At 44.1% G+C, this 10,979-nt stretch carries 8 protein-coding genes; all 8 read left to right on the forward strand.

Features of this window, described 5'->3' with window-relative positions:
- The first annotated feature begins 123 nt into the window (after positions 1-123).
- The 8 genes from B3R91_RS12170 to B3R91_RS12205 all read left to right on the forward strand — a co-directional run bounded on the left by B3R91_RS12170 (position 124) and on the right by B3R91_RS12205 (position 10,933).
- A complete protein-coding gene (locus B3R91_RS12170) occupies positions 124-933 on the forward strand; it encodes a phosphatidate cytidylyltransferase (protein ID WP_286797848.1) in 810 nt (269 codons plus the stop codon).
- Between the two features lie 162 nt (positions 934-1,095).
- Positions 1,096-2,304, forward strand: coding sequence for a 1-deoxy-D-xylulose-5-phosphate reductoisomerase (gene ispC / locus B3R91_RS12175; protein WP_286797850.1), 1,209 nt, complete (start codon positions 1,096-1,098; stop codon positions 2,302-2,304).
- Positions 2,305-2,363: 59 nt separating this feature from the next.
- Positions 2,364-3,740, forward strand: coding sequence for an RIP metalloprotease RseP (gene rseP / locus B3R91_RS12180; RefSeq protein ID WP_286797852.1), 1,377 nt, complete (start codon positions 2,364-2,366; stop codon positions 3,738-3,740).
- A gap of 264 nt (positions 3,741-4,004) precedes the next feature.
- Positions 4,005-6,428 carry an outer membrane protein assembly factor BamA gene (gene bamA, locus B3R91_RS12185; protein ID WP_286797853.1) on the forward strand — a complete coding sequence of 808 codons (2,424 nt, stop codon included), beginning with the start codon at positions 4,005-4,007 and terminating at the stop codon, positions 6,426-6,428.
- Between the two features lie 160 nt (positions 6,429-6,588).
- Positions 6,589-7,605, forward strand: a complete 1,017-nt coding sequence (gene lpxD / locus B3R91_RS12190) for a UDP-3-O-(3-hydroxymyristoyl)glucosamine N-acyltransferase (protein WP_286797855.1) — start codon at positions 6,589-6,591, stop codon at positions 7,603-7,605.
- Between the two features lie 126 nt (positions 7,606-7,731).
- Entirely contained in the window at positions 7,732-8,241 is a 510-nt protein-coding gene (gene fabZ, locus B3R91_RS12195; protein ID WP_102076364.1) for a 3-hydroxyacyl-ACP dehydratase FabZ, read from the forward strand.
- 257 nt (positions 8,242-8,498) lie between these two features.
- On the forward strand, positions 8,499-9,278 hold the full coding sequence (gene lpxA, locus B3R91_RS12200; protein ID WP_068404561.1) for an acyl-ACP--UDP-N-acetylglucosamine O-acyltransferase: 780 nt from the start codon (positions 8,499-8,501) through the stop codon (positions 9,276-9,278).
- Positions 9,279-9,580: 302 nt separating this feature from the next.
- A complete protein-coding gene (locus B3R91_RS12205; protein WP_286797858.1) occupies positions 9,581-10,933 on the forward strand; it encodes a sodium-dependent transporter in 1,353 nt (450 codons plus the stop codon).
- The last annotated feature ends 46 nt before the right edge of the window (positions 10,934-10,979 follow it).

Below are 10,979 nucleotides of genomic sequence, written 5' to 3' on the forward strand. Positions count from 1 at the left end.
TACACTTGTTTGGTCTGTAATAAGCTGCTTTAATTGGCGTTAATCCTGTTTAATGGGCTATTATAGAGTGCTATTATGCTAGATTTTGACCAAACATTTTTCGTTATATAAGGCTCGATAAGTATGTGGCAACGAATTAAGACGGCAATTGTTCTCGTTATTATCGTTGGTATTGCAATGTTTGCGAGCCAAACGCCTATTTTATTTGCGCCACTTTTAGCGATTGGCGTCATTATCGCCGCCCACGAGTGGACCAAACTGATGCCAAAGTGGCAGCAGCCTGCGTTATTTGTGCTGTTGGTTTTGGCGCTGACCATCGTCTCGCTGATGTTTAAAGTCACGTGGCTGTTTTGGTGGGTAGCGTCACTCATTATCTGGCTGATGGCGCTGTCTTGGGTGCGAGTCTTTCCTACTCATACTAGCTGGTACGGTAAGAAATTAGCATTGATGGGCGCTATTATATTAACCGCTGCCATTACCGCTATGTTTTACTTATGGCAACTGTCCGCATGGTGGCTGCTGTATGTATTCTTATTGGTCTGGTGTGCTGATAGTGGCGCTTACTTTGTTGGGCGTAAGCTCGGTCGCCGTAAGATGGCGCCAAACGTCTCACCCAACAAAAGCATGGAAGGGCTAGCAGGCGGCTTGGTAACAGGTTTGCTTGTGGTCATCGTCATTAGTGTCTTTAAACTACAATTGACTGGCCTACCGTTAGTCGCTTTTGTAGCACTGTCAGCACTGACGATTTTGGCTTCTGTACTCGGCGATTTATTTGAGTCGATGCTCAAGCGCCGCGCTGACGTCAAAGATTCTGGAACGATTTTGCCAGGGCATGGCGGGGTACTTGACCGTATTGACTCGCTACTGTCTGCCACGCCGATATTTGCCCTTGGTTTTTGGTCGCTACAGCAGCTCGGTTTAATGGTCGTATAACAATAACTAGTCTAAGAATAAAAAGTCTAAAAATAAAAAACTATCAGGCTAAAAATATAAAATAGGTAGAGCTTACATATTTGGTAGTGACTAGGCTACCTCGTATTAGACTCTATACCTTATATTTATTTCTCATTTAATTTCACCATATTATAGGCACCGATGGTTATGACCCAACGCATCGCCGTACTAGGCGCGACAGGCTCGATAGGCGATAGCACGTTAGCAATTTTGGCGGCACAACCACAGAACTACGACGTTTATGCTTTATCAGGCTACCACCGTTTAGATAAATTATTCGCGCTTTGCCAACAGTTTTTGCCAAAACGCGTCAGTGTGCCGACAGCAGCGGTCGATGATTTTGCTCAGCGTCTTAGTGCAGCTGGTTTAAATATCGACGTGGTAGGCGGTGCTTCAGGGTTGGTCGATATTGCGACTGATCCGCAAACCGATACGGTGGTTGCGGCGATCGTAGGGGCAGCTGGTCTGCCTTCTACTTTGGCAGCAGCGCGTGCAGGCAAGCGTATTTTATTGGCGAATAAAGAAGCATTGGTCATGGCAGGAAAGGTAATGATTAATGCGGTTAAAACGCATCACGCGACTTTGTTGCCTTTAGATTCAGAACACAATGCGATCTTCCAGTGTTTACCCTTTGCGATTCAACAAGACAGTAGCCAAATTCATCAGCCAAACCATGGCGTTCGTAAGCTATGGTTAACGGCATCTGGTGGACCTTTTTTACAGCAATCGTTTGCGCAAATGCAGCAAGCAAGCGTCGCTGAAGCGGTTAAACATCCCAATTGGTCAATGGGACAAAAGATATCGGTTGACTCAGCAACGATGATGAATAAAGGGCTTGAGCTCATCGAAGCTTGTCATTTATTTGATTTGAGTGAGGATAAGATAAATGTGGTGATTCATCCACAAAGTATCATTCACTCAATGGTAGAATATAGTGATGGTAGCTTCTTAGCGCAGCTAGGCAGCCCTGACATGAAGACGCCCATCGCCCATGCACTCAGCTATCCTGACCGTATCGATAGTGGCTCGCAGCCATTAGATTTATTTGCGTTAAGTGGTTTAGAGTTTATTGAACCTGATTTGCAAAAATTTGCCTGTTTGCATTTGGCAAGGCAAGCGATGCAAGCGGGTACGCAGGCCACGATTGTGTTAAATGCGGCCAATGAGATTGCAGTTGCCGCATTTTTAAATGGGCAGATTCGTCTGACTGATATTGCCGATATTAATGCGCAAGCACTAGATGAGATACAAGTAGCGGTATTAAATGAGACTGCCGATATCGAAGATATTTTAGCGATTGATCAAATAGCGCGTCAGCATACTGATACGTTAGTAGCAAAGTTGGCATGAATCTATAGAAGTTCAGTCATTTGATAAACGATGTTAAAAGAGCATATTGAGAAAAGATCATGACGTTTTTATTAACGCTACTTGCGGCAATATTTGTCTTAGGTCCACTCATCGCCTTACATGAGTGGGGTCATTACATCGTGGCGCGGCTTTGCGGCGTTAAAGTACTGACGTACTCTATTGGCTTTGGTCCGAAACTCTTTGGTTGGACCAGTAAAAAAAGTGGCATCGATTATCGTATCTCGGCACTGCCGCTTGGTGGCTACGTCAAAATGCTTGATGAGCGTGAAGGTGAGGTAGCAGCAGACGAGCTACATCTAGCGTTTAATCGTCAGCATCCGCTCAAAAAGATTGCGGTAGTTGCCGCAGGTCCTATCATGAATTTTGTCATCGCTATTGCATTATTTTGGGTGTTATTTATGACCCCATCAGAGCAATTGGCGACAAAGATAGGGCAGGTGCTACCAGATACCCCAGCAGCGATGGCACAGTTGCCCGTGGGCGATAAAATTGTCGCTATTGATGGTCATGACGTACAAACGTGGGAAGGTATTAACTATCGCCTTGCTGGGCGTATGGGTGAGACGGACAGTGTCAGTGTCACCTTACAGTCTGAGGCGAAAGGTAGTAACGCCACCAAAACCTATCAAGCACCGATTAAAGAATTTATGCAAGGCGACGCGCAAGGCAAAGATGCGTTATCAAGCTTTGGTATGATACCGTGGCAACCAAACATCGCACCAATCGTTGGCAATTTAACGCCCGATGGCGCTGCCAGCCGTCAAGGCTTGCAGGTTGGTGACCGCATTACGGCTATTAACGGTAAAGAGATTACCGACTGGATTAGCGCCACACGTATCATTCGCGACAATCCTGAAACTTTGCTTAATTTCACTGTATTGCGTGATGGTAAACAAGTTCAGTTATCCATCATGCCGCAAGGTAAAAAAGACAATTTAGGTAACGATTACGGGCAAATTGGTGCTATGGTGGCAGAGTCTGAAATTGTCATTCCTGACGCCTACAAAACCACGGTCGTTTATGGTCCTGGGGAATCTTTAATCAAGTCATTTGAAAAGACGGAACAGTTAGCCGTTATGACAGTCAGCTCAATGGGTAAGATGCTGTCAGGTATGATAGGTTTGGAGAATTTGTCAGGTCCGATTACCATTGCGAAAGTCGCCAAACAAAGCTTTGATATTAGCTGGCAGATGGTATTATCGACAGCAGCGTTGATAAGTTTGAGCCTTGCGGTCTTGAATCTTTTGCCCATTCCAGTATTAGATGGTGGACATATTGTCTACTATCTTATTGAGCTGATACGCGGTAAACCCCTGTCTGAAGGGGTGCAAATGGTCGGTCTAAATATCGGTTTACTCTTGCTGGCAGGTTTCATGGTGTTAGCAATTGGTAATGATATCAGTCGGCTATTTTGATAAATAATGCGGCGGTTTATTAACTAAAGCATGATGGTTTAATGCTTGCATGCTGCTACAGCGCAGGCAGTTCATGTAATACGGCGCTTGTTTTCTATTACCGCTACTGTACTAATTTTATTTTTTAGTTTATTTTATGATGCGTTTTATATAAAGTGTCCTGAGTCTGCCGTGCTGAAGTTTTTCGACTTTATGCGAAATGGGCTAGACAACACGTGCTTTTTACCTTAACTTAAGCAAGTTTTTTATTGACGGATAGTGTTTATGCGTACGCCTTTATTTATGAGCGCGGCTGGGTTGCCGTTAGTTGTAGCAATGATGAGTATGCCGGTGCAGGCTGCAGAATTTGTGGTCACTGATATCGGCTTTAATGGTCTACAACGCCTAACTCCTGATAGTCTCTATCCAGTTTTGCCGATTTCGGTGGGTGATACGGTTAATGATAGTCGTTTGGCCGCCAGTATTAAGGCACTATATGCGACTGAAAACTTCGCTGATATTCAAAGTCGTGTCGAAGGCGGCAAGTTGCGCTTTGATGTCGTTGAGCGTCCTATCATCGCTGAAGTCAACTTTGAAGGCAATAAACTTATCCCAAAAGAAGGGCTTGAGCAAGGGCTTGGTAATGCTGGTTTGTCTGTGGGTGATGTGCTAAAGCAAGCGACCTTGCAAGGTGTTGCCAACGAGCTACAACAGCAATATATTAGTCAAGGTTATTACAATAGCAATATCGAAGTCGATCAGACATTATTAGATGGTAATCGCGTCAAGCTTGATGTGCGCTTTATCGAAGGTAAACCCGCCAAAGTCGTCGATATCAATATCATTGGTAATAAGCACTTTAGTGATGAGCAGATTAAAGACGTTTTTGCGGTAAAAGAGTCGTCGTGGACGCGCCTATTATCTAAGTCTGATCGCTATGCTAAAGAAAAGCTGGCGGCCAGTTTAGAAAATTTAAAAGCACTTTATCAAAACGATGGTTATGTACGTTTTTCTGTCGATAATGCGGTTCTTAATATTAGCGAAGATAAAAGCAATGTGTTTATCGAAGTCAGTCTTAGCGAAGGCGAGCAGTATCAATTTGGCGAGGTGAGCTTCTTAGGTAAACCAACCTTTGATAACGCTGAGCTAAAAGAGCTGGTCACGTTTGCGCCCGATGAAAAATATTCACAAGCCAAACTGGATGCGACCACTGCTGCACTGAAGAGCCGTTATGGTAATGAAGGCTATTATCTCGCGCAAATCAGACCAGTACCGCGTATCAATGATGAGACCAAAGTGGTCGATATCGACTATTATATTGATCCTGCGCGTCCTATTTATGTGCGCCGTATTAACTTTACCGGTAACTTAAAAACTCAAGATGAAGTGTTGCGCCGTGAAATGCGTCAGTTAGAAGGTACACTGGCCTCTAATGATAAAATTCAGCTGTCGCGTACACGCTTGATGCGTACCGGTTTCTTTAAGGCGGTCAACGTTGATGTGAAGCCTGTACCAAACCAGCCAGACCAAGTTGATGTCAACTATACGGTCGAAGAACAGCCTTCTGGCAGCTCAACGATTGCTGCTGGTTACTCGCAAAGTGGCGGTGTGACGTTCCAGTTAGATCTAACCCAAAATAACTTTATGGGTACAGGTAACCGCGTGAAAGCAGCGCTATCACGTTCTGAAACGCGCGATTCTTACAGCTTAGGTTATACCGATCCGTACTTTACCGAAAACGGCGTGTCGCAAGGTGTCAGCGCATATTATCGTGAAACCAAATACGACGACAGAAACGTCAGTAACTATGTCACCGATGCTTACGGTGCCACGCTCAACTACAGCTATCCTGTTGATGAAACCAAACGTGTGAGCGCAGGTTTAAACGTTGATAAGACCACCGTACGCGGTGGTAACCGTCTTGGTGTGTCCAACGTACAGCAAATTATTGAAGGTGGCGGTACATTTGAAAAATTTGTTAATGATGATGATACCCCTTCAAATCGTACGGGCTTTAAAAACGATTATCAGACCTATAACTTATTATTAGGCTGGGATTACAGTACGCTAGATCGCCCCGTATTCCCCAATAAAGGCATGAGCCATACTGTCGATGCAACCATTGGCTTTGGCGATGAAAGTTATCAAAAACTCGTCTATCGCGGCAATATCTACTATCCGATTTATAAAGATTGGGTTGCGCGCGGTTATACCAAGCTTGGGTATGGTAATGACTTGCCATTTTATGAAAACTTCTATGCCGGTGGTTATGGCTCAGTACGTGGTTATGAGTCATCAACGCTAGGACCTAAATCAGAAAGTTATTATAATGCGATTACTGGAAATACAGCCAATAAAGACGAAGAGGTTGGCGGTAATGCGTTGGTTAGCTTTGGTACTGAACTAATTCTACCGATGCCGTTTAAAGGCGATTGGGCGGATCAAGTACGTCCAGTATTATTCGCCGAAGGTGGTCAAGTATTTGATACCACAGATAAAGAAGACCGCACTTTTATTGATCCACTTAGTGGTGACGACACGGGTGTTCCACTATTAACTCAAGATAACAAATTCCGCTTTAGTGCGGGTTTAGGGGTAACCTGGTATACACCAATTGGTCCGATCTCGCTCAGTTATGCTGTGCCTATCGGTGATAAAGAAGGCGATGAGACTGAAAAAGTTCAGTTCCAAATCGGTAATACTTTTTAGTCCGATAAAGTTAAATGCAGCGGTTTGATTGCTTTTGTTTATTTATGCAGCTAAGTGAACTAGTCCGCAGTTAAAATTTAATAGGTCGCCAAGCTGATATCTCAACTTGGCGACCCACTTATTCATACCAATACTAATTTTAATTATACCAATAGCAACTATGATAACGATTGAGCAACTTATCACGCGGATTGAGCAGCGTCAGCCTGTTCTTAACAAAGATGACCTTAGCGCTGAGCAGTTGTGCCTAAAATTAGAGGGTATCGGTAATTTAACCACCGCCAATTCGCAGCAATTAAGCTTTTTGGCCAATCCGCATTATCTGCCTAGTCTGGCAAACAGTCAGGCTGGAGCTGTGCTGACCACCTCAGACCATCAAAGCAAAGTTGCACAGAATACGGTTGCCTTAATCGTTGCGGTGCCTTATTTGGCTTATGCCAGTGCCAGTCAACTATTTGCCTGTACGTCCTTGTTTAAAGGTATTCATCCGAGTGCTGTGATAGCGGAAAATGCAGTTATTGGCAACCAAGTGACTGTTGGGCCTTTTTGTATGATTGGCGAAGGGGTACAAATTGGTGATCGCAGTGTGCTCGATGCGCACGTGGTCATTGAGGCGAACAGCAGTATTGGTACCGATTGTGTGCTCAAGTCACAAGTGGTCATCGGGCATGATTGTGTGCTTGGTAATCGTGTAAGATTGCATGCTGGCGTTAGCATAGGGTCAGAAGGCTTCGGCTTTGCACCTACGAGTAATCCTAGTGTTACCGGCTGGGAGCGTATTGCTCAATTAGGACGCGTGGTAATTGGCGATGATGTACGTATAGGTAGCCAAACCTGTATCGATCGTGGTGCAATTGACGATACGGTGATTGGCAATCATGTTATTATTGACAATCTTGTACAAGTTGCCCATAACGTCCGTATCGGTGATGGTACTGCCATCGCAGCGCAAACTGGCATTGCCGGTAGTACCACTATTGGCAAGCGCTGTATTATCGGCGGTGCTGTTGGCATTACTGGTCATATTGAGATTGCGGATGATGTTACCTTATCTGGCATGACTATGGTAACCAAATCTATTACCAAGGCCGGCTCATATTCTTCTGGAACAGCGGCCATGCCAACCGCTAATTGGCGCCGTGCGGCGGTACGTTTTCGCCAGCTTGGTCGCGATTAGCCTAGCGCGATTAATGCATGACAATGAATGCTTAATGAATAAGACATTCAATTATTTATAAAATTTAAAAACACAGCAATGCTTAAACACAAAGCACTGCTTAGTATATAGCAAGGAAGCGCGATTATGAGCACAATTGATATTGATAGACCAAGTGATGAAGACATCAAAAGCTTAGCAGAACAAGGCTTAACACTGCCATTAACCTATCATACATTGAAGCACTATCTGCCGCATCGTTATCCGTTTTTGCTGGTAGATAAAGTCATATCGTGCAGCCCTGGCGAATGCATTACAGCGATCAAAAACGTGACCATTAATGAAGAGTTTTTTAATGGACACTTTCCCGATCAGCCCATCATGCCGGGTGTATTGATGGTGGAGTCGATGGCGCAAGTATCGGGCGTCCTTGGGTTTATCAGTGCCGGATTGACGGCAGAAGATGGTTATTTGTATTTGTTTGCAGGGGTGGATAAAGTGCGCTTTAAACGCCGTGTTATCCCTGGTGACCAGCTGATTATCCGTGCAAAAACCGTGATGCAAAAGCAGGGTATCTATAAGTTTGATTGTACCGTCCATGTCGAAGATGAGCTTGCTGCTAGTGCCCAAATTATGATTGCCCGTCAGGGACAATAAAATACGATGAACGCTAACGTATGACAAGTTTATAAGATTGGCTAAATCTTCCGCCTTTAGATAATTGTTAATAGGAATCTAGAAATTTATCTCGGTATTTTACCTAGATTGCCACTTTTAAAAATCGTTATGCTTTTGGGCTTCGTTGTCTTTTTAACCAGTTTTAACCAAAACCAGTATCAGGTTGATTATTTACGCTAAGCTTGCTTTACTTGTTTTACCATTTATTCGCATCAGATGATACAAAGGTCCATATTATGAGTCAGATTCATCCAACAGCACTCATCTCACCGTCCGCTAACATTGATGAGACTGCCATCATTGGTCCTTATTGTATTGTCGGTGATGAAGTTTCTATTGGCGCCCATACGGTATTGCATCGGCACGTGGTCGTAGCAAGACTGACGCGTATCGGGCAATACAACCAGTTTTATCAGTTCGCCAGTATCGGCGAAGACCCGCAGGATTTGAAATACGCGGGTGAGCGTACGTGGCTTGAAATTGGCGATCATAATACCATTCGCGAGGCGTGTAGCTTGCACCGTGGCACTGAGCAAGACGGCGGCTTGACGAAGATTGGCAGTCACAATCTTTTGATGGTCAATACCCATGTGGCCCATGATTGTTTAATCGGCGACCATAATGTACTGGCTAATAATGTCGGGGTGGCAGGGCATGTGACTATCGGTAATCATACGATTATTGGCGGCAACTCAGGTATTCATCAGTTTTGTACCATTGATGATTACAGTTTGGTTGGCGGCGCCAGCCTAATTTTAAAAGACGTCGCTGCTTTTACCATGGTTTCAGGTAATCCTGCTAAAGCCCACGGGCTAAATGTCGAAGGTATGCGCCGTAAAGACTGGTCTAAAGAGACGATTGATGTATTGCGCCAAGCGTATCGTGTTATCTACCGATCAGGTCTAACAACGGCTCAAGCGCTTGAGATTTTAAAAACAGAGCTATTACCAACAGAGCCAAAAATCGCCCTGCTAATAGATTCGCTACAAAAAAGCCGCCGAGGCGTGGTACGGTAAACATAGTTTTAGTAATTATAAAAGCAGCATAATAGCAAGATTTTGCATCTAGCATAGTTTGACAAATTATCTCGATAAATATAAAAAGCCATAANNTTATGGCTTTTTATATTTATCGCTACTTGACTTTTTTGGTCGCTTAGCAGAAACTGGGCGTTTACGATATTGTAAACAATTCTTTCATAATGTTGCTAAGCGCGTCACATTGACAAGCTGGTTAAATGAGTCTCAGTCATTAAGAGCGATTTATGATAATCAAGGAAGATTATAAGCAACAGTAATTGAAGCACGAGGAAGGCAAAATGGCTATTAATAAACAAGAACATGCTCAGTGGAGCTCAAGTTTTGGCTTCGTACTAGCAGCAGTAGGATCGGCAGTTGGTTTAGGAAATATTTGGAAGTTCCCTTATATGGTTGGGGAGAGTGGTGGTTCCGCTTTTGTTATCGCCTATTTATTTTGTCTTGCTCTGATTGGTTTTCCAATTTTGGTTGCAGAATGGCTGGTTGGTCGCCGTGGGCAAAAAAACCCTATCAATACGTTTTCTGATGTCGCCGCAAGCGAAGGTAAATCACGCAGTTGGGGTATTGTCGGTGCGACTGGTATTTTAGGTGGCTTTTTAATCTTATCGTTTTATAGTGTCATCGGTGGTTGGGCGCTTAATTACATCACCAAAGTTGGCTCAGGCAGCTTTGCCGGACAAGACGGTGACTCTGTAGCGGCAACCTTTGATGCGATGTTGGCGTCAGCTGGCACCTTGACAATTTGGCATACGGTTTTCATGGCAATCACCGCTTTAATCGTCGGTGTTGGTGTCACGAAAGGTATTGAAAACACTGCCAAAGTGCTTATGCCTTTACTGGGTGTGATTTTATTCGTGATTGTTGGTTACAACGTCATGAATGGCGGTTTTGGCCAAGCGGTGAACTACCTGTTTGCGCCAGACCTTAGTAAGTTAAATGGCGATGTGATGCTAGCGGCGCTTGGTCATGCTTTCTTTACCTTATCTATCGGTATGGGCATCATGGTGGCTTATGGCTCTTATTTGGGTCGTGATGTCAATCTATTAAGCACGGCGCGTACCGTTGTTATTCTAGACACTGTCATTGCTTTAGCGGCTGGTTTGGCTATTTTCCCAATTATCTTTAACAACGGTCTTGATCCTGCTTCAGGTCCTGGTCTTATCTTTGTCAGTTTGCCTATTGCTTTTGGTAGCATGGGCGCCGGTACCATCATTGGTACGTTGTTCTTCTTATTGATTACCTTTGCCGCTGTGACTTCTTCAATCTCATTACTTGAGCCAACGGTTGAGCTGTTAGAAGAGCGTACGCCAATGAGCCGTACCGTATCGACCATCGTCGCTAGTATCGCGGTTTGGTTATTAGGTATCGCAGCTTTGTTGTCATTCAATCTATGGAGCGACTTTACCATCATGGGTAATGGTATTTTTGATGCTCTGGACAAATTAACCAGTAAATTCATGTTACCTTTAACCGGTCTTGCCGCGATTATCTTTGTCGGTTGGAAAATGGATCAACGTAGCATTCAGCAAGAGCTTGGATTATCTAATGGTACCTGGCAATTATGGCAAATCATTGCTAAATTCGTCGCGCCGATTGCTGTACTGATTGTTTTTGTGTCCACATTAATGAGCTAATAGATTGCCTATTACCTATTAATAGTATTAGGGCGTGTTGAACATT

It is taken from the genome of Psychrobacter sp. UBA6291 (genome assembly GCF_002439405.1).
Lineage (GTDB): Bacteria > Pseudomonadota > Gammaproteobacteria > Pseudomonadales > Moraxellaceae > Psychrobacter > Psychrobacter faecalis.